The following is a 24,600-nucleotide window of genomic DNA, read 5'->3' as shown; positions in this document are numbered from 1 at the left end:
GCGACCGAATCGCTGTCGAGCCGATGCCTCTTGTCAAGCACAACTCAGCCAACCCGGGCGCCGCCCGCCGATTCATCGGCGCCGGTGTGCTCCTGGTGGCGCTGGTCGCTGCAGCAGGGATGATCGCTGATGTCTGGCTGATCCAACACCTACAGGATCGTGCCGGAGCACGTCCCGCCGCGACGACCGCCCAGGGCACCCTCACCGCGCAGCCGTTGGGAGAGGCCGGTCTTTGGGTCATCGGGGCGCACGCGAGCGCGCTGCTCCTCGCGGTGCTGGTCGCCCTCACCCTGGCCCGCAGGGTGCGCGGGCAGATGAACCAGCTCGCAGAGAGCCGGGCGCGCAACCGCGCCATCGTTGACAACATGGTCGACGGCGCGATCCACATCGATGGCGAGGGCCGGCTCGTCGCCCTCAATCATGCCGCCGAGCGCATGTTCGACCGGTGCAGTGAGGAGGTGCGGGGGCAACCCTTGTCGTTCCTGCTGACACCCGAGTATCGGCAGCAACTGGAGACCAAGATCCGGCTAGCCGCATCCCGCACCGAGGTTGAGCCCTCCCTCAATCTGGCGCTCGAGGTGCAGGGCCAACGCGGCAATGGGACGCGCTTCCCGGTCTATCTCGCGATCAGTGAAGTGGTCGTGGGTCGCTACCCGATGTTTACCGCGATCGCTCGCGATCTCACCGAGGCCAAACGTCAGATCCAGGAGCTCGCCGAGACCCGCGACAAGGCAATGGCCGCAGACCGCGCCAAGACCCAATTCCTGGCGGTTATGAGCCATGAGATCCGCACACCGATGAACGGCATCATGGGGATGCTGGACCTGCTGCGCGATGCCAATCTCAGCGAGCAGCAGCTGGAGTTCATCGATACCGCCGAGAAGTCGAGCAACGTTCTGCTCGGCATCATCAACGATATCCTCGACCTCTCCAAGATCGAGGCCGGCAAGGTCGAGCTCCAAGCACTGGACTTCAATCTGGCCACGACCATCGAAGAGGTTGCGGCCTTGGTCGCATCGAACGCCCGCGGCAAGGACCTCGAGGTCGTCAGCTTCGTCGACCACAAGGTACCGTCACGGGTTCGAGGCGACCCCTATCGACTGCGCCAGGTCCTGACGAACCTGATGGGGAACGCGGTCAAGTTCACCGAGCGGGGCGAGGTGGTCGTGCAGGCGCAGCTCGAGGACGACGGCGCCGATGGCATGCTGATCAAGGTGGTCGTTCGCGACACCGGGATCGGCATCCCCGCCGAGGTGACGGACAGGCTCTTTCAACCCTTTAGCCAGGCGGACACCTCGACGACGCGGCGCTTCGGGGGCACCGGGCTCGGGCTCGTGATCTCCCGGCGCCTCGTCGAGCTGATGGGCGGGGAGATCGGCGTCGACAGCAGGCCCAGCCACGGCTCGACCTTTTGGTTCACCGTTCGGCTGGAGCACGCGCAGAGCCCGGCTGAGGCGATCCCCGTTGACCTGCTCGGAACCCGTGTGCTCGTCGTCGACGACAACGCGACCAACCGAGTGATCCTCGAGAAATACCTCAAGCAATTGGGTGCCGAATCGAGCAGCGCGGACGGCGCCTCGGCCGGGCTCGAGGCGCTGCATCAGGCGGCGGATCGGGGGGAGCCGTATCAGCTGGCGATCCTCGATATGCAGATGCCCGATCTGGACGGCGTAGAGCTGGCGCAGCTGATCAAGGGTGACACCAAGCTGGCCGAGACCCCGCTGCTGATGCTCAGTTCCATGGGCTATCCAGGCGAGGATGCGCGCCGCGCCGGGATCGTGATCAGCCTGCTGAAGCCAGTCCGCCAAGCACTGCTGCACGAGGCCGTGACGAAGGCGCTCGGCGTCTCAACGCAGGCTGCGGCGCCAACCATGTCCCCTTCCAAGCCGGCGCGTCAGTTCAGGGCGCGCGTCCTGGTCGTCGAGGACAACCCGGTCAACGAGACGGTCGAGCGGCTGATGATGACACGGCTCGGTGTCGACACGATCGTCGCCGAAAACGGGCAGGAAGCAATCGAGACGATCAACCGAGACCGCGAGATCGACCTCGTCCTGATGGACGTCCAGATGCCCGTGCTCAATGGGCTCGAGGCCACAAGACAGATCCGCGAGCGCGAGAAAGAGAACGATCTGAGCCCGATCCCGATCATCGCGATGAGCGCCTCGGCGCTGATGCGTGACCGTGATGCCTGTAAGGCGGCGGGGATGAACGACTTCCTGTCGAAGCCGATCAAGCGCCAGGAGCTCGACCATATCCTGGCACAATGGCTCCCGCGCGACCGTCAACAGTACTCCGGCACCGTCACCGAAACCGGGAGCGCCAATAGAGAGCGCATATGAAGCGATTGAAGACGCCTGCAGCTAATGATCCTGGCGGCGCGCCAGCCCGGAGAATGAAACGGTCGCGGCCGATGTTTCATGGTCGTCGTCTCTGGTCCGGCTGCCTCGCCCAACCGGCAACCGAGTTCCCGCCAACGACGCTCGACACCGAGCACGGCCGGCTACCAGCCGGGCTCCGCGGAGACCTCTATCGCAACGGAGCGGGCCGACTCGAGCGCGGCGGCAGGCGCGCCGGCCACTGGTTCGACGGCGACGGCGCCGTCCTCCGCGTGCAGTTCGTACAGGGTCGCGCCGAAGCCAGTTATCGCTATGTCCAGACCCAGGGCCTCCAACGCGAGGCACAAGCGGGTCGGCTGCTCTATGGCAACTACGGGATGACCGCGCCAGGACCTATCTGGAACCACTGGCGCCGCCCGCTGAAGAATGCGGCGAACACCTCCGTGATCGCGCTCTCTGACGGGGTACTGGCACTCTGGGAGGGTGGCCGCCCACACGCGCTCGACGCCGAGACCCTGGCGACCCACGGCGAAGCGGACCTCGCGGGACCCGCTGGCGTGCTCAAGCCGGGCCAGCCGTTCTCGGCCCATCCCAAGCAGGACCCGACCAGCGGCGACCTCTACAACTTCGGTGTCGCCATTCCGGGGCGCAACGCGAAGCTCATGCTGTACCGTTGCGACCGCAGCGGGCGACTGCTCGCCCAACGAGGGCTCGAGCTTGAAGGCGTCCCGATGATCCATGATTGGGTCATGGCCGGACGCTACCTGATATTTCTCGTCCCGCCGGTGCGCATTGCGGTCACCCCTGTGCTGCTCGGCCTCCGCTCCTACAGTGACGCGATGCAGTGGCAGCCAGAACGCGGCACCCAGATCCTCATCTTCGATCGCGAGACGCTGGAACTGATCGCTCGCGGCGAAACCGAGCCGTTCTATCAATGGCACTTCGGCAACGGCGCCTGCGACGACGCGACCAATGGCCGAATCGTCCTGGACCTAGCACGCTACCCGGACTTCAGCACCAATCAGCACCTTCGAGAGGTCGCATCGGGGCAGACAGTCACCCCGGCCAAGGCGACACTCTGGCGGATGATCCTTGACCCTCAGACGGCTCAGGTCCAGGAACTCAGCGAGATGAGCCCGCGCTCGATCGAGTTTCCGATGGTCCCACCGGCCGCGGTCGGTCGCCCCTGGCAGCGCACCTACATGGCGGCCCACCGTGCCGGAACCGACACCACGGCCGAGCGTTACGATGCGCTCGCCTGCTTCGATCACGCCCACAACCGCCTTGACGAGGCCGATCTCGGTGGCGGGCGCTATCCCTCGGAGCCCATCGTCGTCCCAGACGCAAACGACCCGACGCGGCTTTGGCTGTTGAGCGTGATCTACGACGGCCATAGCGATCGCGGCGAGATCTGGATCTACGACGCATCACAGCTTGCCGACGGCCCGGAGTGCGTGCTGGCGTTACCCGAGCCGATCCCGCTCAGCTTCCACGGCTGCTGGAGACCGGCGCCCTAGCAAAGGCCCCCATTTCGAGGCCCGCGGCGACGTCACGGGCTCTTCTGCTCACCGACTGCTGCGCCATCTGATCGCGGTCGACGCGGGCGCCGGGCCACAAGCGCCGCAGCACGCAAAACAGGCAAACCTGGGGATCAAGGGCATAGAGGCGGCACAGATGCTCGAAGGTGAGCTTGCGCGCCTTCAGCGCCGGCTTGTCGAGGATCTTGGCATCGACCACGGCGGCGCGATAGTCGGCACGCTGCGCATCCTCGGGGAACGCTGCCCCCCGCTGCTGCGGCGCTGGACCGGCAGGCTTCGGAGGGGGAATGATGGGGTGGACGATGGGAATCGAACCCACGACCACAGGAGCCACAATCCTGTGCTCTACCAACTGAGCTACGTCCACCATCGAAAGCAGGCGTTGACGGCACCAGGAGGCCAGAGGGCATCCAAAGGCGACCGTCTAAACAGCTTCGCTAAGCCCAAAGGGCTTGAGCGAGTTACCCGGGCCACGCTCCGAGACCGGGTCATCAAACGAGACCTCGACCAACATCCTTGGCGAAGGCGGGGCGTTGGCACGCCCGGCAGGACTCGAACCTGCGACCAACGGCTTAGAAGGCCGTTGCTCTATCCAGCTGAGCTACGGGCGCTCATGCAGTCTTGCACCTCGCGGCTTGTCCCGCCTCGAAGGCGAAGATGGTCGGGGTAGAGGGATTCGAACCCCCGACATCCTGCTCCCAAAGCAGGCGCGCTACCAGACTGCGCTATACCCCGATAGCCAAACTCAATCGTCTGCTCGACCGTCGCACAGATGAGCCATGACAACGATCGTGCCGCAATCGGCCCGACTCGCTGCGCCGACGGTACTCAATTACCCGCGTAGCCCTTTAGAGTACGCTCTGGTGGTTGGTTCGTCAATGCATCGAGCCGCCCCGAGCACAGGAGCATGCGCCAATCCATTCAGACCGGTAAGATTGCGGGCGCGTCGAGACCTGCCCCGGTCCGGCGCCTTGATGATACCGGGCCTGAGGCAGTGAAGGCCCTCCATTCCGAGCCGGAGTAGACCGATGACCGCAACGCTTCTTGACGGCAAGGCAACCGCCGCCGAGGTTCGTGCCGAGGTTGCCGCGCGGGTCGCAGAACGGACCGCGGCGGGCCTCGCGACGCCGGGGCTTGCCGTCGTGCTCGTGGGTGAGCATCCGGCCTCGCAGGTCTATGTGCGCAACAAGCGTAAGGCGTGCGCAGAGGTCGGCTTCCACTCCGAGCTGCGGGAGCTGCCGGCCAGTGTCTCCCAGGATGAACTCTTGGCCATCGTCGACGAGCTCAATGCCGACCCCGCCATCCACGGTATCCTGGTGCAGCTACCACTGCCCGAGCACATCGATCCTGAGGCCGTGATCGAGCGCATCCATCCGAACAAGGACGTCGACGGCTTCCATCCGTACAACGTGGGCCGGCTGTCGCTGCGGATGCCAGTGCTGCGCCCCTGCACGCCGAAGGGCGTGATGACGCTGTTGAAGCGCACCGACCAGACCCTCGCAGGGCTGGATGCGGTGGTGATCGGCCAGTCGAACATCGTCGGCCGACCGATGGCCTTGGAACTGCTCGCGGCCCGCTGCACGATCACGGTCTGCCACAGCCGCACCCGGGCGCTGGCCGAGAAGGCGCGCGCGGCCGATGTGCTGGTAGTCGCAATCGGCCGCGAGCGCTTCGTGCCCGGCGACTGGATCAAGCCGGGCGCGATCGTCGTCGACGTCGGTATGAATCGCGATGCGGAGGGCAGGCTCTGCGGCGACGTCGACTTCGAGGCCGCTCGCGAGCGCGCCGGCTGGATCACGCCGGTGCCCGGCGGCGTCGGACCGATGACGATCGCCAGCCTGTTGGAGAACACCGTGCAGGCGGCCGGGTTGTCGGCCTAGGTTGTCGGCCGTAGATCGTCGGCCTGGGTGGCGATCAGGCCGCCGTTCCTCATCAATCAGGCTCGACCGCCGCCAACAGCACTTCCCGAGCACCAACAGATGCCTTTCACTGTGTCTCAGGCCCGTCTCGAGGCGGACGGGCTTGGCATTCTTGCAGTTGCAGGTGCTCAAGCGCCTACAAGCTGTCGCCTACCCGCGCCGCCAGGTCGTGCCTGATGGGCCGTCCTCAAGCACGATGCCCGCCGCCTGCAGCGCATCACGAATCCGATCGGCCTCGGCGAAGTCGCGCGTCCGACGCGCCTCCGCACGCGCCTCGATCTGCGCCTCGATCTCGCTATCGACCAAGCCGTCCGCGCCGCCGCCGCGCAGGTAGGCCTCGGGGTCCTGCTCCAGCAGGCCAAGCGCGCTGGCAAGCGCGCGCAGCTCGGCCGCCAACGCAGCCGCGGCGTCGAGATCGGTCTCGCGCAGCCGGTTGACCTCGCGCGCGAGATCGAAGAGGACAGCCAGCGCCTCCGGGGTGTTGAAGTCGTCGTCCATCGCCGCCGCGAAGCGCGCTCGGGCATCCTGCCCGCCTGCGCCTGCGCCCGTGCCTGCCGCGAGTCCTGGCTGCTCCCCGGCCGCGGCCGGCTGCCCGTTCGCTGCCTTCGGCAAGCCGCGCAGCGCCGTGTATAGCCGGGTTAGGGCGGCGTGGGCGGCATCGAGCTGGCTGTCGTCGTAGTTGAGCGGGCTGCGGTAATGGCTGGTCAGGATGAAGTAGCGGACGGCCTCGGCATCGTAACGTTGCAGGATATCGCGCACCGTGAAGAAGTTGCCGAGCGACTTCGACATCTTCTCGTCGTTGATGCGCACGAAGCCATTATGGACCCAGACATTGACGAAGGGCTCGCCGGTCGCGCCCTCGGACTGGGCGATCTCGTTCTCGTGGTGCGGGAACTGCAGATCGGCGCCGCCGCCGTGGATGTCGAAATGATTGCCGAGGCGGCAGGTCGACATCGCCGAGCATTCGATATGCCAGCCCGGCCGGCCGTCGCCCCAGGGCGAGCTCCAGGACGGCTCGCCCGGCTTGGCCGCCTTCCAGAGCGCGAAGTCGAGCGGGTCCTGCTTGGCCTCGCCGACATCGACCCGCGCACCGGCGCGCAGGTCCTTTGGGTCCTTGCCGGAAAGCCGCCCATAGCCCGGGAAGCTGGCGACCGCGTAGTAGACATCCCCGTTGTCGGCGACATAGGCATGCCCGTTCTCGATCAGCCGCGCGATCATCGCGATGATCTCGCCGATGTGCACGGTCGCGCGCGGCTCGTCGCTCGGCGCTAGCACGCCGAGCGCGGCAGCATCCTCATGCATCGCGCCGATGAAGCGCTCGGTCAGCGCCGTGAACGGCTCGCCGAGCTCGGCCGCGCGCGCGAGGATCTTGTCGTCGATGTCGGTGATGTTGCGCACATAGGTGACCTCGAGGCCGCTGCGCAGCAGCCAGCGATAGATCACATCGAAGACCACCAGCACCCGGGCATGGCCGAGATGGCAGTAGTCGTAGACGGTCATACCGCAGACGTACATCCGCACCTTGCCAGGCTCGATCGGCTCGAAGGGGGCCTTGCGGCGGGTCAAACTGTTATAGATGTACAACATGCAAACGGCTGCTCCAACTGAAACCAAGGGGATACTAGCAAAGGGCAAGGGCGCGGAGACACAGGCGGCACTGTTACCCTGAATGACGCTCGGTTCATCGTCCTGGGTGGCATCGTGCCATGGACGCGAGTGGCGACCCGGCGCTCTGCAGGCGAATCTCCGGGCCAGGTTTGTTAAGCTGTGACCACAACCCAGGAGACCCCAATGATCAAACTCACGACGAATCACGGCGATATCCTGATCGAGCTCGATCACCAGAACGCGCCGCAGACGGCGGCCAACTTCGAGCAATATGTCCGCGACGGCCACTACGACGGCACCCTATTCCATCGGGTTATCGACAACTTCATGATCCAGGGTGGTGGCATGGATGTCAGCTTCACGCCGAAACCGACGCGGGCGCCGATCGAGAACGAGGCCAATAACGGCCTCAAGAACCGGGTCGGCGCAGTCGCGATGGCGCGAACCAACGATCCCCACTCGGCCTCGTCCCAGTTCTTTATCAATGTTGCCGACAACAGCTTCCTCGACCACCCAGGTCAGGACGGCTGGGGCTATTGCGTCTTCGGCCGCGTGACCGAGGGCATGGATGTCGTCAACGCCATCAAGGACGTCAAGACCGGCGCCCGGCAAGGTCACCAAGACGTCCCGGTCGAGGATGTGATCATCGAGAAGGCCGAGATCATCGACTGAGCTGACCGATCGATTCGTTAGCCCGCTCGAACCGCCCCGTCCTGATGCAACCGGGCCACGCATGAAGCGCAGCGCATGACCGCGGCGAGTAGCCCGCAAACGGAACGCTCCGCCGTGCCTGATCGCCCCTGCGCTAACGTTCAGGGCATGGTGCCACCCCGGACGATGAATTTCGCGTGATTCACGGTAACCGCTCAGGTGAGCGACTGTTCATCTCGGACCTGCACCTTTCGCCGCAACGGCCGGCCCTGACGCAACTCTTCGTCGACTTCCTGCAGGATCGAGCCCATGGCGCCGCCGAGCTCTACATCCTCGGCGACCTGTTCGATGCCTGGATCGGCGACGACGATGATCCGCTTCCAGCGGTCCGCGGTGGGCTGCGACGGCTCACCGCCGCCGGCACGGCCTGTTCGATCATGCACGGCAACCGTGATTTCCTGATTGGCCGCCGCTTCGCGCGCACGACCGGCTGCCGCCTAATCCGCGATCCTTGGCGGGTCGAGCTCGGCGGCGAGGCGGTGCTGCTGATGCACGGCGATCTGCTCTGCACCGATGACATCGCCTACCAGCGCTTTCGCCGGCGGGTACGCAACCCATTGCTGCAGCAGCTTTTCCTATGGACGCCACGGGCACAGCGCAGACGGGTCGCGGACGACTACCGGCGCCGCAGCACAACCGCAATCGCCGAGAAGCAAGTCGAGATCATGGACGTGAACGGCACAGCGGTCGAAGCACAGATGCGCCGCTTCGGCGTATCGCGCCTCATCCACGGCCACACGCACCGGCCCGCCGATCACCGATTGATCATCGGTGGTCGTCCCGCTCTCCGACAGGTGCTGTCAGACTGGAACGAGGAGCGCGGCGAGGCGCTCGTTCACCGCGGCGGTTCCTGGTATCGCGAGGCCTGGCTCCCTGCGGACGCCGCGGCGAGGGAAGAGCGGTCAACCGTTAGCCAAATCGAGACCTAGCTTGCTGTAGAAGGTTCGGATCAGGATCCAGCCCGTGTAGGCAGCGATCAACGTTAGGAGCCCGAACACGTCGAACAACGAGAGATAGGTCTTGAGGTCGGACAAGAAGTACCCGGCGACCAGCAGCAACGAAGCGAAGGCCCCGTAGAACAGAACGAAGGGCATAAACGAGAAGCCCATCGCGCTCCAGGTCGGATCGACCTCGCGCTGTCCGCCATTGGCCTCTGCCCGCTCCCGCGCGCTGATCACCAACTGGCGATGCCTGGCGCTACGCCAGATGTAGAAGGCGCCGAGCAGCAGCGCCACCAACCCGATGTAATAGGTCATCTTTAGCCTCCCCCGCCGGTTGCCTGAATCAAGCCATTGTCGTGGCCCAGGGTCCCTACGCGCTGACGCTCATCGAGGCTCGCAAACAGCTCCAGGACCCAGACGACCTTCTCGCCGACCGATTGAGGACCACTCGAGGCGCCGGCGCTCGCGGCGCCGGACGCCGACCGCAGCATCGCCGCACCGGTCCGCGCCCGCTCGCGGCGCGTCGCTGCCGCATCGACCAGGAACTGGTTCTCGGCCAGCGCTGGCTCTGCGCAGCCGCGTCCCGGGAACGGGGTCGCGGCAACGGCCCGGCTCAACAATGTCACTTTGCGCGCCGAGGGCACAACCGCGCGCTGTGTGACAGAATCATAGCCATTGCGCACAACCTCGCGGCCAATCTCGGCATAGAGCAAGCGTGCGGCGTAGATACCCGGACGACAGGAGACCGGCAGCTTCGCGATCCCGGACTCGGCGCGCTGATAGATGCCCTCTGCCAGGTCCAGCACCCGTTTCGTGACGGCACCAACCGCCTCGTTGTAAACCGGATCGGCGAGCCATGCCTCGATGTCGAGCCCCTCTTCGCGCAGCCAATCGACCGGTAGATAGATCCTGCCGTTGCGCGCATCCTCGCCAACGTCGCGACAGATATTGGTCAGCTGCATCGCAGTGCCGAGATCACAGGCCCGGGCCAGCACGGCCGGGCTGCGCACGCCCATGATCACGGTCATCATCGCGCCGACGGCCGCGGCAACCCGAGCCGAATAGTCGAGCACCCCTTCGATGCTGTCGTAACGGCGTCCGTCCGCATCCCACTCGAACCCCTCCAACAGCGCCTCAGGGAGGGCGCGCGGTAGCGCGAAGCGTTCGACCGTTGCCGCGAACGCCCGATCCGGCGCCATCGGCAGCGGACGCCCCTGGTAGACGCGGTCGAGCCGTTCGCGCAGCCGCTCCAGTGCGGCCTGCTGATCGAGCTCTTCCTCGTCGATCGCGTCATCGGCGACGCGGCAGAACGCATAGAGCGCCGCCGCCGGATCACGGATCATCTTTGGAAGGAAGAAGGACGCCGCAAAGAACGACTTCGAGCCGTTGCTCAATAGCTGCCGACAGGCAGCGAGATCGGTCGCTTCCGGGGTGCTGGTTTCACTCAAAAACAGAGGCATCGGGGACCACCGTATCCAGTACGCGTGCCGTGGAGATGACGCCGGGCACACCCGCTCCGGGGTGGGTGCCAGCGCCGACCATATAGAGGTGCTCGACCTCTTCGCTCTTGTTGTGCGGCCGGAACCAGGCGCTCTGCATCAGCACCGGCTCCAGGCTGAATCCCGCGCCCTTGACCGACAGCAGCCGCTGCTCGAAGTCCTTAGGGGTTGTCACCATCGATGCGGCCAGCTGATCCTCGAGATCGGGCAGCACCGTCCGGGAGAGATAGTCCGCGATCGCCTTTCGATAAGGCTCGGCGCGCTCGGCCCAATCGACGTCAGCATCCAGGTGCGGGACTGGTGCCAACACGTAGAAGGTATCGCAGCCCTCCGGTGCGAGCGACGGATCGGTCGCCGTCGGCCGATGGAGATACAGGCTGAAGTCGTCAGCGAGCACCTTGCGCTTGAAGATGTCTTGCAACAGGCCCTTGTAACGCGGGCCGAGCAGGATCGTATGGTGCTTGACGTCTTCATAGCGGCGCTTGGTACCGAAGTACCAGACGAACAGCCCATTCGAATACTGCGCCTTGTCGAGCTTACGGTCGGTCCAATGCTTGCGCTCGATGCCCGGCAGTAGATGCTTGTAGGTCCAGGCGACATCGGCATTGGAGACGACGATATCAGCCGCAATCCGCTCACCGTCCGCGAGCTTGACGCCCGTGGCCTTGCCATTGTCGACCGTGATCTCGGCGACCTCGGCATTGAGGCGCACGGCGCTGCCCTGCCCTTGGATCAGATCAACCAGGCCGTTGACGATGGCACCCGTGCCGCCAATGGCCGAGTGCACACCCCAATGACGCTCGAGGTAGGAGATCAGCGCGTAGATCGAGGTGACGGTCAGCGGATTCCCGCCGATCAGTAGCGGGTGGAACGAGATCGCCACCCGAAGACGCTCATCCTTGATGTACTGCGAGACCATCGAGTAGACACTACGATAGCTGCGCAAAGCGACCATCTTCGGCACGATCCGCGCCATATCCTGCCAGTTCGTGAACGGGACGTGGCCGAGCTCGACGAAGCCGACCTTGAAGATCTCCTCGCTGGCCTTGATGAAACGGTCGTAGCCGGCGACATCGCCCGGCGAGAAGCGCTCCACCTGGGCGCGCATTGCCGCCGCATCGCCATTCGTATCGAAGGTCGACCCGTCGTCGAATCGGATGCGATAGAACGGGTCCATCGGGCGCAGGTCGATCTCATCGTTGAAGCTTCGGCCGCACATCTGCCAGAGCTCTTCCAGCAGGAAGGGCGCAGTGATGATGGTGGGCCCCGCGTCGAACTTGAAGCCGTCGATCTCGTGCACATAGGCGCGACCGCCCGGCGCGTCCAGCTTCTCGAGCACCGTGACCCGATACCCGCGATAACCGAGTCGAATCGCAGCGGCGAGGCCGCCAAAACCACTGCCGATGACAATGGCGTGGGGCTTCGAGCCTCGATTCAGCGTACGCGCCGCCAAATCACCGGTCTCAGGTGGGTTCTTGGTCAAGGTGTCAACTCGGGCTGATGTCAATCTTGCATGACAGTATAGCAGCCGATTTTTTGCTGTTTCTAGTAAACTGCTCGGCGTCGAGCGTCCTCTTGCCATATGTCAAACCGCGATCGGTGGCTTGATCCCCGAACCTCACGCGGTATAAGTTGCGCCCACCGGCGCGCGCCAGCTGTTTCCGCGCAGGCGCTGTGGTTACCGGTCTCCCCCCGGCCGGATAGGCACTCTCAACAGCAGTCGTAGCCCCACGAGCATGGATCTCCCTTTTCGGCGTCACAGATTAGCGCAAAATGGCGCCAGCCATCGCAAGCCTCCCCGACTGCGCTGGAGTGTCCCGGATCTGATCGACTTCGACTATTACGTCGCTGAAGACGAGCAACGCAGCCGCGAGCAGCCCGCGGAGCGCAAGCGCCTGGCCGAGCGCGATCGGCGCCTCTACAAGGAGGAGATCGCCCCGATCATCGGCGACGCGGGCACCCACACCATTACCCACCGCAGCCGGGCGCTGCGCTGGTGGCTAGAGCTTCGTCGCCGTCAAGAAGACCCGGCCCTCGCCGAGCTGCTGCCCGGCACCGCCTTCGAGCGCGGACAACGGCTCGTCACCTACGCGATGGGGCTGTTGGGGTTCGCGATCGGGGTCGGCGTGGCATCGGCCCTGCTCGATTATGACGGCCAGACCCCCGTCAACGTCTCCTGGTACCTGTTCTGGCTGGTGCTGCTGCAGCTTCTGCTGGTCGGCACGACACTGACCCTCTGGTACGGCCGACGCAGCCGCGTCGTGCGCGGCGCAGCGCGGGACATCTCGATCATCGGCTATCTGATCCGACCCTTGTTCTCGCGCGCCGCGCGCTGGGTGCAGCAACAGCGCCTCGCCCATGTCTCGCCCGATCTCCAGCAGCGCGTCAGCGCCCGTCAGGGGCTGATCCAATCCCGCTACGCCCTCTACGGACCGGCCGCCTATCTGCCGATGCTGATCCCGGCGCAGGTGTTCGGGATCGGTTTCAATCTGGGCGCAATCCTGGTCACGATCGCGCTGGAGTGGTTCACCGACCTGGCCTTTGGCTGGGGCTCGGCGCTCAACATCAGCGCAGGCGCCGTCCACGGTCTCACGCAATTGATCGCCCTGCCCTGGAGCTGGTTCTTCGGCGAGGGTGTTGGGCTGCCAACACTGGAGCAGGTCGCCGGAACCCGTATCAGCCTCAAGGACCCCTTGTTCGTGCTGGACGCGGAGAACCTCCGCTCCTGGCGCTGGTTCCTGGTGCTGGCCGTCTTCACCTACGGGTTGCTGCCGCGTGTGATCCTGCTCGGGCTCTCTGCCCTCAAGCAGCGCCGCGCCCTGGCCGCACTGCCGTTTACCCACCAGAGTGCGCAGGCGCCCTACGCGCGAATGATCACGCCCAGCCTGGCGATCGGCACCGCGCACACCGGCGACGGCCCGGAGATGCCGATCCCGACACCGCTTAAGCCGCTGACCAGCCCAACGGCGGCACCCAGACCGCCCAAGCCGACCGGCCCGATCACAACCGTCCCGACACCCCAGACCGCGAGCGAGCGACCGGTCGCAGAGCAAGCAAAGCGGCTGGCAGCGCAGACCGCCAGAGCGAAGGGCGAGCCGGCACAACCGACTGAGGCACGAGACCGAGCAGCGGCAGCGACTGAGCCAGCATCGGCCACGACGCCGCCCAGAGCCGAGGCTCCGACTCGCGAGGAGCAGACGGAGCGTGCTGAGCCCCAGGCGGAGCCCGCACCGACCGAGGGCGAGGCATCGGGTGAGCGCGTCGGGCGTGAAGCAACCCGCCGAGCAGAGGCCGAGCCCAAACGCAAACGCGGGCGCGACAAGACAGCTGCGCCGCCTCCCAAGGCAACGACCAGCTCGCCATCGGCAAAAGCGGCTGCCTCGGAAATGCCGCCTTCCTCGCGGCCCTCGCCCGGAAAACCAGCCGATCAGGCGCCGGCCGCTAAGCCAGCTGCCGAGCCAGCTGCCGAGCCGGCTGCACGCGCCCCGCAACAAGCACCGGCCGCGGAGCAAGCCGGCCGCAGCGTCGAGCCGGCCGCTCAGCAGGAGCCGCCCTTACCGGCCGAGGATGAGACCGCCAAGCCCGTCGTCAGTGTCGATGCCGACGCCTGCGTGCTGCTATTGCATATCGACGTCTCCGACCTGCTCGAGGAGCGCGATCACGCCCGCCTGCAGCAACTGCTCCTGCAGCAGTCGGGCTGGCGCGTCGCCGCGGCGGCCACCTTCGGCGGCGGGCGCGCGATGAGTGAGCAGGCGACCGAACTGATCGAGGGTGCGGACTGGCACGCCCCGCCCCCTCGCGTTGCGTTGATCCAGGACGGCTCGCAGCCGCCGATCACCGAGAATCTCCGTTTTATTCGTGCCGTGCGGGCGGTCGCAGGCGAGCAGGCGCAGATCCTGCTCGCGCTGATCGGCGACCCCGACGACACCGAGGATGACCCGCTGCCCCCGCTGAGCGATTTCGACTTCACCGATTGGCAGCGCAAGGTCGAGCAGATGGGCGACCCGTATCTCCGATTGGTGATGCTCGCCAACGCCGACGACGGGGATCAGTGATGGCCAAGCCGATTCCGACACTCGCCATCGTCGGCCATCCCAACGCTGGTAAATCCTCGGTGGTCGCGACGCTGACCGAGAACGACCGCATCGCGATCGACAAGCGCGCCGGCACCACTACCCGCTCCGACATCTACCCGGTCGTGATCGACGGCCGCACGGTGCTGCGCTTCATCGACACGCCGGGCTTTCAGAACCCGACCGATATCCTCGAGTGGTTCCAGCATCATCCCGAGGAAGGCGATCTCGCAAGTGCCTTCCTCGCCGAGCATGGCGACGACCGACTGTTCAGCCACGATTGCGCCCTGCTGAAGCCGATCGCTGAAGGCGCCGGGATCATCCTGGTAGTCGACGGCTCCAAGCGCATCAAGGAGAAGGATCGCACCGAGATGGAGCTGCTGCGGCTCACCGGGCGGCCGCGGATGGCGATCCTGAACAACCTCACCGCCAACGACAAGCATATGGCGGCCTGGCAGGACGCCCTGAACAAGTCGTTCAACTCGGTGCGCGAGTTCAACGCCCACCGCGCCACCTATGCCGAGCGGATCGCGCTGCTGAATGCGCTCAAGGCCATCGATCAGCGCTGGGAGCCGATGCTCCAAGAGACCATGCGCGCGTTCCAACACGACTGGGATCGGCGCATCGACCACAGCGTCAACACCATCTTCGACCTGCTGCGCCACGCGCTCGCTTACAAGGTGGTCAAGATCGTCAAGGTCAACGAGCTGAGCTCTGACGAGGAGCGCGAGGCGATCCGCAAGCGCTTGACCGACAGCCTCCAGGACGGCCTGCGCAAGCTCGAGCAGCAGGCCCAAGCGGAGATCCGCGGCCACTTCAAGCATCATGTCTGGAATGTGCCCCCGGGCTCGTTGCTGGTGCAGGACCTGTTCTCGGAGGAGGTCGAGAGCCACCTTGGCCTCAACCGCCATCAGACCGTGCTGGCCAGCGCCGCGGCCGGTGCCGCAACCGGCGGCGCGATCGATCTCGGCATCGGTGGCCTCGCGTTCGGCACCGGCACCCTGATCGGCGCCGGCGTCGGCGGCGTGCTCGGGGTGCTCGGCACCTCCCAGCTCGCCAAGATGGACATCCAGCGCACGCTCGGCGTCGAGCGCTTCACGCTCGGACCGGTGAGCAACCCGCGCTTCCCTTTCATCCTGCTGGATCGGATCATCCTCTACTGCGCGCGCGCGATGAACTGGGCCCACGGCCGGCAGGCCGCCGACGAGGCCGCACCGAACCGGGTTCCGGACCCGACACCGGCGAAGAAGCAGGGCTTCACCGAGGCCCTGACCGCGGAAGAGCACAGGGTGATGGCCAAGTATTTCGCCGCCGTGCGCAAAGGCAAGGACAGCTCACATGAGGCCCGGGTGCGCGAGATCATCCAGAATATCCTGCACGGGCTCTCCACCGACCGCATCGACAGCCGCGCGGACCTCTAAGCGATGAAGGCCCTGCCGCTGATCGTACTGCTGCCGTTCCTCGGGGCCATGCTGCCGCCCTGGGCGGTCACCGCGGGCCGGCTCCGGTCGGCCTGGGTCACCGGCGCCGTGGCGCTGGCTGCCATCGCATTGCTGGTCGCGCCCGGTCTCAGCGTGATGCTGCAGGGCGAGACCTTGCTCTGGCAGATGGACTGGTTCCCGGCGCTCGGCCTGTCGCTCGGATTCCGGCTCGATGGGCTGGCATTGCTGTTCGCGCTAATGATCCTCGTCATCGGCCTGCTGGTGATCCTCTACGCGCGCTGGTACCTGGCCGAGCAGGACCCGATGGGCCGTTTCTACGCCTATCTGCTGCTCTTCATGGGGTCGATGCTCGGACTGGTGATGTCCGAGAACCTGATCCAGATGCTGATGTTCTGGGAACTCACCAGCATCAGCTCGTTCCTGCTCATCAGCTATTGGCGCCAGCGCGAGGACGCCCGTCGCGGCGCGCGGATCGCGCTGGCGGTGACCGGCGGCGGCGGCCTGGCCCTGCTCGGCGGCATCCTGCTGCTCGGCGAGATGGTCGGCAGCTATGATCTCAGCGTGATCCTGGCCTCGGGCGAGCTGATCCACGCTCATCCACTCTACGTCCCAGCTCTGGTGCTGATCCTGCTCGGCGTCTTCACCAAATCGGCCCAGTTCCCGTTCCATTTCTGGCTGCCGCATGCGATGGCGGCGCCGACCCCGGTCAGCGCCTACCTACACTCGGCGACCATGGTCAAGGCCGGGGTCTTCCTGCTGGCGCGCCTGTTCCCGGCCTTATCCGGGTCCGAGGCCTGGACCTGGCTGGTCGCGCCCACCGGCATGGCGACCCTGCTGCTCGGCGCCTACACCGCGCTGTTCAAGCACGACCTCAAGGGGCTGCTCGCCTACTCGACCATCAGCCATCTGGGTCTGATCACATTGCTGTTCGGCATCGGGACCCCGCTCGCCGCGGTTGCCGGTGTGTTCCACATCATGAACCACGCGACCTTCAAGGCATCGTTGTTCATGGCGGCCGGCATCATCGATCACGAGGCCGGCACCCGGGACATGCGCCGACTCGCCGGACTTTGGAGATTCATGCCGCAGACCGGGCTGCTGGCGATGATCGCCGCGGCGGCGATGGCCGGCGTGCCCCTGCTGAACGGCTTCCTATCGAAGGAGATGTTCTTCGAGAAGACTGTCTACATGGCGACCTTCGAGGAGAGCACCTGGCTGCTGCCGGTGCTGGCGACCATCGCCGGCGCCTTGGCTGTCGCCTACTCGCTGCGCTTCATCCATGACGTCTTCTTCAACGGGATGCCGGCGGACCTCCCGCGCACCCCGCACGAGCCGTCGCGCTGGATGCGGGTCCCGGTGGAAGTGCTGGTCGTGATCTGCGTGGCGGTCGGTATCCTGCCGAGCCTGACCTTCGGCCCATTGCTTGCGGTCGCGGCAGGGGCAGCCCTGCAGGCCCCGCTGCCCGACTACAGCCTCAAGGTCTGGCACGGCTTCACGCCCGCGCTCGGGATGAGCGCCATCGCACTGCTCGGCGGCTTGCTGATCTATAGCGTTCGCCGGCCGCTGTTCCGCTGGCACGACCGGCTGCTCGGGCAGGTCGACGCGCGCTGGGTGTTCGAGCAGCTCGAGCGCTCCCTGTTCTGGAGCAGCCGCGTCCTGGACCGGCTCATCCACCGCGCCTCGCTGCAGTACATGCTCGCAGTGCTGCTGGGCGCGACCCTGGTGATGCTGATGCTCGGCTTCTGGCAGATGCCGCTGACCGGTTCGGTCGCGCTGACGCCGTTGGACCCGGTCAGCGCGGCCGCCGCCCTCTGTCTCGCGGTCGGCGCGGTCGGTACCGTGGTGTTGCACCGCCAGCGCTGGACCGCCTTGGTGATGCTGAGCGTCGTCGGGTTGATCGTTGCGCTGATCTTCGTGAAGTTCTCCGCGCCCGATCTCGCGCTGACGCAGCTCTCGGTCGAGATGGTGACCATCGTCCTGCTCTTGCTCGCACTGCATTTTCTGCCCTGGACCACCCCGCGCGAATCCTCGTTGCCGCGCAAGCTGCGCGACGGCGCGCTCGCGATCACCGGCGGCGGACTCACCGCAACGCTGACATGGGCGGTGCTCACCCGGCCCTACGAGAGCATCTCGCATTGGTTCCTCGACAATAGCGTGCCCGGCGGCGGTGGAACCAATGTCGTGAACGTGATCCTGGTCGATTTCCGCGGCTTCGATACGCTAGGCGAGATTACGGTGCTCGCGATCGCCGCGGTCGGCATCTACATGATGATGCGGGATCTGCACCTGGATTCACCCAAGGTCGATCAAGAGGGCCGGCCCTGGAGCAGCGACCGGCATCCGTTGATCCTGGCCACCTTCTCGCGGCTGCTGCTGCCATTGGCGCTGATGGTCGCGGTATTCATTCTGCTGCGCGGCCACAACCTGCCCGGCGGCGGCTTCATCGCCGGCCTGATCATCGCGGTGGCGCTGGTGATGCAGTATCTCGCCAACGGCATCGCCTGGACCCAACCGCGCCTATCCGGCGAATTGCATCCGTTGATCGGGCTCGGGTTACTGACAGCGACCGCGACCGGCCTCGGCAGCCTGTACTTCGGTTACCCCTTCCTGACCTCTGCCCATGACCATGTCCACCTGCCCTTCCTCGGTGATGCCGAGCTGGCGACCGCAATGCTGTTCGACCTCGGCGTGATGATGGTCGTGATCGGCATCACCGTTGTCATCTTGGTCCGGCTCGGCAGCATCGGCGCTGCCCACCGACGCACACTGCTGCCGAAGAACGGAGAGCGGCACTGATGGAGGGCCTGATCGCGGCCATCATCGGCCTATTGACCGCTTGCGGCATCTATCTGGTGCTGCGCGCACGGACCTTTCCGGTCGTGATGGGGCTGACCCTGCTGTCCTATGCGGTGAATCTGTTCCTGTTCGTGATGGGGCGCCTGAACATCGGCGTCCCGGCGATCATCGAGCCGGATCGCGCCCAGTACGCCGATCCGCTGCCGCAGGCGCTGGTGCTGACCGCGATCGTGATCGGATTCGGCATGACCGCCTTTGTCGTCGTGCTGGCGTTGCGTGCCCGCGCCGACCTCGGCAACGACCATGTGGACGGGAAGGACCCATGAGCACGCTCCCGGCGCACGCAGTCATCGCGCCTGTCCTGATCCCGCTGCTGACCGGCACCCTGCTCGTTCTGTTGCGCGGCAGCGCGACCCCGCTGCGCCGCACCATCAGCATGCTCGGCGTGCAGGCGCTCTTGGGCGCCTCGTTCTGGCTGCTGCTGCAGGTGCAAAGTGGCGAGGTGCTGGTCTACCAGCTCGGCAACTGGCCCGCGCCGTTCGGCATCGTGCTGGTCGCCGACCGGCTGGCCGCGGGGATGGTGATGCTCACCGCAGTGCTGGCGTTGTTCGCGATGATGCACGCGATCCAGGGCAGCGACCGGCGCGGGCGTCAGTACCATGCGCTGTTCCAGTTCCAGCTGCTGGGACTGAACGGCGCCTTCCTGACCGGCGATCTGTTCAATCTGTTCGTCTTCTTCGAGATCCTGCTGATCGCCTCCTATGGGCTGCTACTGCATGGGGTCGGCGCCGCCCGCAGCCGCGCCGGCCTCCACTACGTGATCATCAATCTGGTCGGCTCGAGCCTGTTCCTGTTTGCGGTCGGTACCCTGTACGGCCTGCTCGGCACCCTGAATATGGCGGACCTGTCGGTTCGGGTCGCCGCCCTGGGCACGGCCGATGTCGGATTGGTGCGGGCCGCTGCGCTGCTGCTGTTCCTGGTGTTCGCGCTCAAGGCTGCGCTCGCGCCCTTGCACCTTTGGCTGCCGGGGGCCTATTCGGCTGCCGGGCCGGCCTCGGCGGCGATCTTCGCGATCATGACCAAGGTCGGCGCCTACGCCATCCTGCGCATCGAAACCCTGATCTTCGGCACCGAGAGCGGCCCACTCGAAGGCCTGATCGAGCCCTGGCTGCTGGTGCTCGGACTCATCACGATCGCGCTCGGCACCATCGGCGTGCTGGCGAGCCGACGGCTGGCGGTGCTGATCTCCCATCTGGTCGTGATCTCGGCCGGGACCATCCTCACGGCCTTCGGCATCGGCGGCTCGGCGGCCTTGTCGGCCGGGATCTACTACACCTTCCAGTCGACCCTGGTCGCTGCCGCCCTGTTCATGCTCACCGAGAACGTGGCCCGCACCCGCGGCGGCTATACCGATGAATTGCGCGCCGGGCCGATGCTGCCGGCCGCCAATGTGCTCGGCGGGCTGTTCCTAGTCCTCGCGCTCGCGGTCGCCGGCCTGCCGCCGCTCTCCGGCTTCGTCGGCAAGGTGTTGATCCTCGAGTCCAGCCTCGGCACCGTCTCGGCACCCTGGGTCATCAGCATCGTGCTGGTCACGAGCCTATTCACCGTGATGGCGCTCGCCCGCGCCGGCAGCACCCTGTTCTTCAAGACCGACACCCACGCCGGCGAGGCGACGCTGCCCAACGCAGCCTATCTGGTGCCCGTCTCGGCACTGGCCCTGATCAGCCTGCTCTTCGTGATCTACGCCCAGCCGATCTACCGTTTTGCCGCCGCGGCGAGCGAGCAGATCCTGCAGCCCGACGCCTACATCGAGACCGTGCTGAGCGCAAAGCCCCTGCCCCGCGCCGGCGACCATTGATCCCCGGGCCACCTGTCGCATGAAGCAACTGCTCCCCCATCCGATCCTAACGCTGATGCTGCTCGGCCTTTGGCTGCTGCTCGTCAACTCGGTCTCGCCCGGACAGATCCTGCTCGGCGCCGTGTTGGCCTGGTCGATCCCGCTCTATACCGCGCGGTTCTGGACCGCCCAGATCAAGGTGCGCCGCCCGTTCCTGCTGCTGCGTCTGGCAGGGACCATCCTTTACGACATCCTAGTCGCCAACGTCGCCGTCGCCATCCTGATCGTCGGACCGCGCGAGCGTATCCGGCCCGCCTTTATTCGGATGCCGCTGCGATTGCAAGGCAACGTCGGCGTCAGCCTACTCGCCAACATCATCACGCTGACGCCCGGCACCCTCTCGGCGTCGCTGAGTCCGGACCGCAGCGAGCTGATCATCCACGCCTTGCAGGGCGACGACCCGGACGCGATCATCGACGATATCCGCAAACGCTACGAGCAGCCGCTGCTCGATGCGTTGGAGCAACTGGAACTCAAGCGAGGGGTGCTTGGCGCCGACGCCGAACCCCCGCATGGGGCCGAATCGGCTGAACCCTCGAAGCCGCAATAGCGCTTGGTCAACGCCTCGACTAGACCCCAGGGAAGCGACAACTAGCCTGGTAAAGGGGGGACCCTGTTCTGCAAGAACCAGATTTGCCCCTTGCCGCCCTTCAGTTGTCAGCGGCGGATGTTCAGGAGATGATCGAGACCCCGCTGTCGAGCACAACGGGCCTGTGATGATCTTACAAGACGACCGGAACATCGAATCAAGCGGGACAATACGACAAAGCGAGCTCATCCAGCACTGACTAGAGCTGCACTCACCCCCATCATGGCCGACACCGCAAGCACTGGCATCATCCTGAACAGCGCCCTCGCCATCGCCTTCCTGCTGGTGAGCATCGCACTGTTGCTCTCGCTCTGGCGGCTGATCCGCGGCCCCGAGAAGCCGGATCGAATGCTCGCGCTCGACACCCTCTACGTGAACTCGGTCGCGCTGCTGGTCTTACTCGGCATCCTGCTCGCCAGCAACCTCTACTTCGAGGCCGCGCTGCTGATCGCCCTGTTCGGCTTCGTCGGCACCGTTGCGCTCGCCAAGTTCCTGACCCGCGGCGACATCATCGAATAGGAGCCGAGTGCCCGATGTCGATCCTGAACATCCTGATGGAGATCCTGATCGCCGTGCTGATCCTGATCGGCGCCGGCTTTACCTTCCTTGGCTCGGTCGGCCTGGTGCGGCTGCGCGACTTCTACGAGCGGCTGCACACCCCGACCAAGGCCACCACGCTGGGCGTCGGCAGCCTGTTGATCGCCTCGGCTGTCTTCTTCAGCTGGCAGGAGCCCGGCTGGTCCTTCCACGAGGTACTGGTCGCCGTGTTCCTGTTCATCACCGCCCCAGTCAGCGCCCACCTGATGGCCAAGGCCGCCCTGCACCTGCGCGAGCACGGCGAGACCAGCCTGCCGACCGAGACGACCCTGGCGAAGCATGATGGGGAGGCCGCGATCAGCCTTGGCGCAGAGCAAGCACGGCAGAACGGCTTGTCTGCTCGTGCTCAAGGGGAAGGGGCAATCCCAGAGGCCCGCAGATAATGGAAGCCCAACACCTGCTCACCGTTGAGGATCTGCTCGCCTGGCCAGACGAGCCGGTCGAATTGATCGACGGAGAGATCGTCCAGCGGCCCATGAGCCGCTTCGAGCATGGGCTCGCGCAAGGCGGGCTCATCGAGGAAACACTGCCACTCAAGCGTCACAGCGGCCCCGGAGGCTGGTGGATCATCCCCGAGATCAGCGTCCGCTACAACGCGCACCATTGCCCGAGCCACGACCTCGCCGGCTGGCGCAAGGAACGCCTGCCGGAGCGCCCAGCGGGCGTAATCGACATCCTGCCCGACTGGGTGTGCGAGATCCTCTCGCCAGGCCATGAGCGCAAAGATACCCTCACCCACTTCATGCGCCTGCAGCGCGCTGGTGTCCCGTTCTACTGGATCATCGCGCCCGAAGATCGCACCCTGATTGCTTATGCGCTTGAGGCCGGCGGCTACCACGCCGTGTTCACGGCCGAGGGAAGCGAAGAGACCTCGGCAAGCGCGCGTATCCCGCCGTTCGAAGAAATCGAGATCGATTTGGGCGCACTGTTTGGTGAGGGCGGTTAGACCAGACCGCCCTGGCCGCTGCCTACCCCGAGACCGACACTGATGAGCAGCCTACCGTTACTCCGCCCACTGAGTTTCGCCGAGTACTTGGAATTGGAGCACAGCGCTGAGACCAAGCACGAATTTGTCGCCGGCTTCCTCTATGCGATGGCCGGCGCCAGTGAGACGCACAACCGAATCAGCCTGAACCTTGCCTTCCACCTGCGCGCCGCCGCCCGCGGCGGACCCTGTGGGGTCTTCATCGCGGACATGAAGGTGCGGGTCGAAGCCTACGATAGCTGCTACTATCCGGATGTGGCGGTCGTCTGCGACCCTGGCGACGACGACGCCTACGTCAAGCAGGCACCCTGCCTCATCGTCGAGGTGCTCTCCGACTCGACCGCAGCCACCGACCGGCGCGAGAAACGGGTCGCCTACCAAGCCCTGCCCAGCCTGCGCTATCTCCTGCTGGTCTCGTCGAACGAGCGGCGGGTCGACTGCTTCGTCCGCAATGATCAAGGTGAGTGGGACGCCGCCACAGTGCAGCCCGACGAGCGCCTCCGGATCGAATGCACCGGTTATACCGCCGAACTCGATCTCGAACGGATCTACGAAGATGTCGAGCTGCCGGATTGAGTGAATGGGCTGAGCGCAGTCCAGCCCAGCCCAGCCCAGCCCAGTCCAGCCCAGCCCCGCCCAGCAGCAGAACGTTGGCCGCATCAGCCACGCAACGCTGGGCTTACAAAACGTCCTCGTACAGCGTCTCCAGGCTGATCTCAGCCGGGAGGCGGCCCAGACGCAAGTCGCCAGCAGTCACTGTCTCGCAGCCCCAGTCGGCTGAACGACGATAGATTTCGACGCGACGCTCAGTCTGACTGATCAGCACATACTCCTGCAGGCTCGGGAGCGACCGGTAGGCCCAGAACTTTTCGCGTCGATCGATCCGTTCAGTGGACTCGGAAAGCACTTCGACAAGCAGACAGGGCCGGCTGCGGAAATAGGTTTCCCGATCCTGAGGGTCACAAGACAGCAGCAGGTCGGGGTAGTAGAAGAGATCCTGTCCGTCGATCCGCAGATGGACCTTCATATCGTTGATGAACAGCTGGCAGGATGTCCTGCGCACGCATGGACGCAGTGCCGCGAACAGGTTGCCCGCGATCAGCGCATGGCGAGCACTCGCGCTGGTCATCGCGTAGAGCTGACCGGCGACGTACTCGTGGCGCTGATCGGCACCATCCTCGCCGGCAAGATACGCGTCCACGGTCAGCGTCGTCTGATGAGCGGGTTGCGGCATGCGGAGCCTCTCTACTGGAGCACCTTGATGGAGTGAGCGAGATCGGGGTTCCGGTGAGCGCGGCCAGCGGTCTCGCCCGCGATTGTCTCAGCCTTTGCGCTGTCGCTACTATGCTGTGAACAGCCATTTGATCCGCGCAGCCGGCCGCCATGCACAGCCTCGCAGAACAAGCCGTCATCGAGCACTACACGCGGGAGGACCACCAGCGCTGGCAAGGCGACTGGGAGCTGATCCAGGGCATCCCGCTCGCGATAGCGCCATCGCCGGGCATCGCCCATCAACGCGTCAGCGGGCGCCTCTATGCGCAGTGCGTATTCCGACCCATCGTGACCATCGATTCCGCTTGAAGGTGACCGCGGATTCCGACGGAACGTGACCGCCGATTCCGATCTCAACGTGACCAATTTCCGGTCGGTTTCCGGAATGGCTGGTCAC

The 24,600-nt window shown here is 65.5% G+C and carries 22 protein-coding genes and 3 tRNA genes; 16 read left to right on the top strand and 9 right to left on the bottom strand.

All coding sequences use genetic code 11. The annotated features are described in order from the left end of the window. The first annotated feature begins 23 nt into the window (after positions 1-23). Together CKO40_RS18640 and CKO40_RS18635 are read left to right on the top strand one after the other, a co-directional pair. Positions 24-2,339, top strand: coding sequence for a response regulator (locus CKO40_RS18640; protein ID WP_200347955.1), 2,316 nt, complete (start codon positions 24-26; stop codon positions 2,337-2,339). Between the two features lie 71 nt (positions 2,340-2,410). Continuing rightward, complete coding sequence (locus tag CKO40_RS18635) at positions 2,411-3,853, top strand: carotenoid oxygenase family protein (RefSeq protein WP_200347954.1); 1,443 nt, start codon at positions 2,411-2,413, stop codon at positions 3,851-3,853. On the opposite strand, the gene CKO40_RS18630 is transcribed toward CKO40_RS18635, so the two are convergent. The 4 genes from CKO40_RS18630 to CKO40_RS18615 all read right to left on the bottom strand — a co-directional run bounded on the left by CKO40_RS18630 (position 3,819) and on the right by CKO40_RS18615 (position 4,609). Beyond that, complete coding sequence (locus CKO40_RS18630) at positions 3,819-4,199, bottom strand: hypothetical protein (RefSeq protein ID WP_200347953.1); 381 nt, start codon at positions 4,197-4,199, stop codon at positions 3,819-3,821. The two genes, CKO40_RS18635 and CKO40_RS18630, sit on opposite strands and share 35 nt — an antisense overlap. Continuing rightward, positions 4,166-4,241 (bottom strand) — tRNA-His (locus tag CKO40_RS18625). Before CKO40_RS18625 ends, CKO40_RS18630 begins: the two co-directional genes overlap by 34 nt. A 167-nt stretch (positions 4,242-4,408) precedes the next feature. Beyond that, positions 4,409-4,485: transfer RNA gene (locus CKO40_RS18620), tRNA-Arg, on the bottom strand. Positions 4,486-4,532: 47 nt separating this feature from the next. Next, positions 4,533-4,609, bottom strand: a tRNA-Pro gene (locus CKO40_RS18615). A 293-nt stretch (positions 4,610-4,902) separates the two neighbouring features. Here CKO40_RS18615 and folD point away from each other — a divergent pair. After that, on the top strand, positions 4,903-5,754 hold the full coding sequence (folD, locus tag CKO40_RS18610) for a bifunctional methylenetetrahydrofolate dehydrogenase/methenyltetrahydrofolate cyclohydrolase FolD (protein WP_200347952.1): 852 nt from the start codon (positions 4,903-4,905) through the stop codon (positions 5,752-5,754). A gap of 189 nt (positions 5,755-5,943) precedes the next feature. Here folD and cysS read toward each other — a convergent pair whose 3' ends face one another. Continuing rightward, on the bottom strand, positions 5,944-7,380 hold the full coding sequence (gene cysS, locus CKO40_RS18605) for a cysteine--tRNA ligase (RefSeq protein WP_200347951.1): 1,437 nt from the start codon (positions 7,378-7,380) through the stop codon (positions 5,944-5,946). A 204-nt stretch (positions 7,381-7,584) separates the two neighbouring features. On the opposite strand from cysS, the gene CKO40_RS18600 reads away from it, so the two are divergent. Continuing rightward, entirely contained in the window at positions 7,585-8,073 is a 489-nt protein-coding gene (locus tag CKO40_RS18600) for a peptidylprolyl isomerase (RefSeq protein ID WP_200347950.1), read from the top strand. Positions 8,074-8,249: 176 nt separating this feature from the next. Then, positions 8,250-9,041: a UDP-2,3-diacylglucosamine diphosphatase gene (locus tag CKO40_RS18595; protein WP_200347949.1), complete on the top strand. Its 792-nt coding sequence runs from the start codon at positions 8,250-8,252 to the stop codon at positions 9,039-9,041. On the opposite strand, the gene CKO40_RS18590 is transcribed toward CKO40_RS18595, so the two are convergent. Genes CKO40_RS18590 through CKO40_RS18580 form a run of 3 tightly spaced genes read right to left on the bottom strand, consistent with a single transcriptional unit; the run spans position 9,015 to position 12,035 of the window. Further along, complete coding sequence (locus tag CKO40_RS18590) at positions 9,015-9,368, bottom strand: hypothetical protein (protein ID WP_200347948.1); 354 nt, start codon at positions 9,366-9,368, stop codon at positions 9,015-9,017. The two genes, CKO40_RS18595 and CKO40_RS18590, sit on opposite strands and share 27 nt — an antisense overlap. 2 nt (positions 9,369-9,370) lie before the next feature. Further along, positions 9,371-10,513, bottom strand: coding sequence for a phytoene/squalene synthase family protein (locus tag CKO40_RS18585; protein WP_200347947.1), 1,143 nt, complete (start codon positions 10,511-10,513; stop codon positions 9,371-9,373). Beyond that, positions 10,494-12,035 (bottom strand): phytoene desaturase, encoded by a 1,542-nt coding sequence (locus CKO40_RS18580; RefSeq protein WP_242477170.1) that lies wholly within the window; start codon positions 12,033-12,035, stop codon positions 10,494-10,496. Before CKO40_RS18580 ends, CKO40_RS18585 begins: the two co-directional genes overlap by 20 nt. A 253-nt stretch (positions 12,036-12,288) precedes the next feature. Between CKO40_RS18580 and CKO40_RS18575 the strand changes: the two genes are divergently transcribed. The 10 genes from CKO40_RS18575 (at position 12,289) to CKO40_RS18530 (ending at position 23,507) form a co-directional block, all read left to right on the top strand. Next, a complete protein-coding gene (locus tag CKO40_RS18575; protein ID WP_200347945.1) occupies positions 12,289-14,607 on the top strand; it encodes a DUF2868 domain-containing protein in 2,319 nt (772 codons plus the stop codon). Next, a complete protein-coding gene (locus CKO40_RS18570; protein ID WP_200347944.1) occupies positions 14,607-16,046 on the top strand; it encodes a GTPase/DUF3482 domain-containing protein in 1,440 nt (479 codons plus the stop codon). The genes CKO40_RS18575 and CKO40_RS18570 overlap by 1 nt, the downstream gene beginning before the upstream one ends. Positions 16,047-16,049: 3 nt before the next feature. Beyond that, the gene (locus CKO40_RS18565; protein WP_200347943.1) at positions 16,050-18,863 is read left to right on the top strand and encodes a monovalent cation/H+ antiporter subunit A; all 2,814 of its coding nucleotides are present in this window, start codon (positions 16,050-16,052) and stop codon (positions 18,861-18,863) included. Next, positions 18,863-19,189, top strand: coding sequence for a Na+/H+ antiporter subunit C (locus CKO40_RS18560; protein ID WP_200347942.1), 327 nt, complete (start codon positions 18,863-18,865; stop codon positions 19,187-19,189). Before CKO40_RS18565 ends, CKO40_RS18560 begins: the two co-directional genes overlap by 1 nt. Next, positions 19,186-20,721 carry a monovalent cation/H+ antiporter subunit D gene (locus tag CKO40_RS18555; protein ID WP_200347941.1) on the top strand — a complete coding sequence of 512 codons (1,536 nt, stop codon included), beginning with the start codon at positions 19,186-19,188 and terminating at the stop codon, positions 20,719-20,721. The genes CKO40_RS18560 and CKO40_RS18555 overlap by 4 nt, the downstream gene beginning before the upstream one ends. A gap of 19 nt (positions 20,722-20,740) precedes the next feature. Further along, positions 20,741-21,310 carry a Na+/H+ antiporter subunit E gene (locus CKO40_RS18550; protein ID WP_200347940.1) on the top strand — a complete coding sequence of 190 codons (570 nt, stop codon included), beginning with the start codon at positions 20,741-20,743 and terminating at the stop codon, positions 21,308-21,310. Between the two features lie 261 nt (positions 21,311-21,571). Further along, positions 21,572-21,868 carry a K+/H+ antiporter subunit F gene (locus tag CKO40_RS18545; protein WP_207173731.1) on the top strand — a complete coding sequence of 99 codons (297 nt, stop codon included), beginning with the start codon at positions 21,572-21,574 and terminating at the stop codon, positions 21,866-21,868. Between the two features lie 14 nt (positions 21,869-21,882). Continuing rightward, positions 21,883-22,329 carry a Na+/H+ antiporter subunit G gene (locus tag CKO40_RS18540; RefSeq protein WP_338074220.1) on the top strand — a complete coding sequence of 149 codons (447 nt, stop codon included), beginning with the start codon at positions 21,883-21,885 and terminating at the stop codon, positions 22,327-22,329. Then, a complete protein-coding gene (locus CKO40_RS18535; RefSeq protein ID WP_200347939.1) occupies positions 22,329-22,892 on the top strand; it encodes a Uma2 family endonuclease in 564 nt (187 codons plus the stop codon). Before CKO40_RS18540 ends, CKO40_RS18535 begins: the two co-directional genes overlap by 1 nt. Before the next feature lie 42 nt (positions 22,893-22,934). Next, on the top strand, positions 22,935-23,507 hold the full coding sequence (locus tag CKO40_RS18530) for a Uma2 family endonuclease (protein ID WP_200347938.1): 573 nt from the start codon (positions 22,935-22,937) through the stop codon (positions 23,505-23,507). Positions 23,508-23,610: 103 nt separating this feature from the next. On the opposite strand, the gene CKO40_RS18525 is transcribed toward CKO40_RS18530, so the two are convergent. After that, on the bottom strand, positions 23,611-24,165 hold the full coding sequence (locus CKO40_RS18525) for a Uma2 family endonuclease (protein ID WP_200347937.1): 555 nt from the start codon (positions 24,163-24,165) through the stop codon (positions 23,611-23,613). Positions 24,166-24,314: 149 nt separating this feature from the next. Here CKO40_RS18525 and CKO40_RS18520 point away from each other — a divergent pair, with 149 nt between their 5' ends. Then, complete coding sequence (locus CKO40_RS18520) at positions 24,315-24,512, top strand: hypothetical protein (RefSeq protein ID WP_200347936.1); 198 nt, start codon at positions 24,315-24,317, stop codon at positions 24,510-24,512. The last annotated feature ends 88 nt before the right edge of the window (positions 24,513-24,600 follow it).

The sequence above is a fragment of the Halochromatium glycolicum genome, from assembly GCF_016584085.1.
In the GTDB taxonomy this organism is placed as follows: domain Bacteria; phylum Pseudomonadota; class Gammaproteobacteria; order Chromatiales; family Chromatiaceae; genus Lamprobacter; species Lamprobacter glycolicus.
Note: the sequence above shows the minus strand (reverse complement) of the source record. Positions and strands in the feature narration are given on the sequence as shown.

What these genes read in the sequence shown, in the direction of transcription:
- CKO40_RS18640 (WP_200347955.1), top strand. Translation starts at nt 24, where the DNA reads ATGCCTCTTGTCAAGCACAACTCAGCCAACCCGGGCGCCGCCCGCCGA.
- CKO40_RS18635 (WP_200347954.1), top strand. Translation starts at nt 2,411, where the DNA reads ATGTTTCATGGTCGTCGTCTCTGGTCCGGCTGCCTCGCCCAACCGGCA.
- folD (WP_200347952.1), top strand. Translation starts at nt 4,903, where the DNA reads ATGACCGCAACGCTTCTTGACGGCAAGGCAACCGCCGCCGAGGTTCGT.
- cysS (WP_200347951.1), bottom strand. Translation starts at nt 7,380, where the DNA reads ATGTTGTACATCTATAACAGTTTGACCCGCCGCAAGGCCCCCTTCGAG.
- CKO40_RS18600 (WP_200347950.1), top strand. Translation starts at nt 7,585, where the DNA reads ATGATCAAACTCACGACGAATCACGGCGATATCCTGATCGAGCTCGAT.
- CKO40_RS18590 (WP_200347948.1), bottom strand. Translation starts at nt 9,368, where the DNA reads ATGACCTATTACATCGGGTTGGTGGCGCTGCTGCTCGGCGCCTTCTAC.
- CKO40_RS18585 (WP_200347947.1), bottom strand. Translation starts at nt 10,513, where the DNA reads ATGCCTCTGTTTTTGAGTGAAACCAGCACCCCGGAAGCGACCGATCTC.
- CKO40_RS18575 (WP_200347945.1), top strand. Translation starts at nt 12,289, where the DNA reads ATGGATCTCCCTTTTCGGCGTCACAGATTAGCGCAAAATGGCGCCAGC.
- CKO40_RS18570 (WP_200347944.1), top strand. Translation starts at nt 14,607, where the DNA reads ATGGCCAAGCCGATTCCGACACTCGCCATCGTCGGCCATCCCAACGCT.
- CKO40_RS18565 (WP_200347943.1), top strand. Translation starts at nt 16,050, where the DNA reads ATGAAGGCCCTGCCGCTGATCGTACTGCTGCCGTTCCTCGGGGCCATG.
- CKO40_RS18560 (WP_200347942.1), top strand. Translation starts at nt 18,863, where the DNA reads ATGGAGGGCCTGATCGCGGCCATCATCGGCCTATTGACCGCTTGCGGC.
- CKO40_RS18555 (WP_200347941.1), top strand. Translation starts at nt 19,186, where the DNA reads ATGAGCACGCTCCCGGCGCACGCAGTCATCGCGCCTGTCCTGATCCCG.
- CKO40_RS18550 (WP_200347940.1), top strand. Translation starts at nt 20,741, where the DNA reads ATGAAGCAACTGCTCCCCCATCCGATCCTAACGCTGATGCTGCTCGGC.
- CKO40_RS18545 (WP_207173731.1), top strand. Translation starts at nt 21,572, where the DNA reads ATGGCCGACACCGCAAGCACTGGCATCATCCTGAACAGCGCCCTCGCC.
- CKO40_RS18540 (WP_338074220.1), top strand. Translation starts at nt 21,883, where the DNA reads ATGTCGATCCTGAACATCCTGATGGAGATCCTGATCGCCGTGCTGATC.
- CKO40_RS18535 (WP_200347939.1), top strand. Translation starts at nt 22,329, where the DNA reads ATGGAAGCCCAACACCTGCTCACCGTTGAGGATCTGCTCGCCTGGCCA.
- CKO40_RS18530 (WP_200347938.1), top strand. Translation starts at nt 22,935, where the DNA reads ATGAGCAGCCTACCGTTACTCCGCCCACTGAGTTTCGCCGAGTACTTG.
- CKO40_RS18525 (WP_200347937.1), bottom strand. Translation starts at nt 24,165, where the DNA reads ATGCCGCAACCCGCTCATCAGACGACGCTGACCGTGGACGCGTATCTT.
- CKO40_RS18520 (WP_200347936.1), top strand. Translation starts at nt 24,315, where the DNA reads ATGCACAGCCTCGCAGAACAAGCCGTCATCGAGCACTACACGCGGGAG.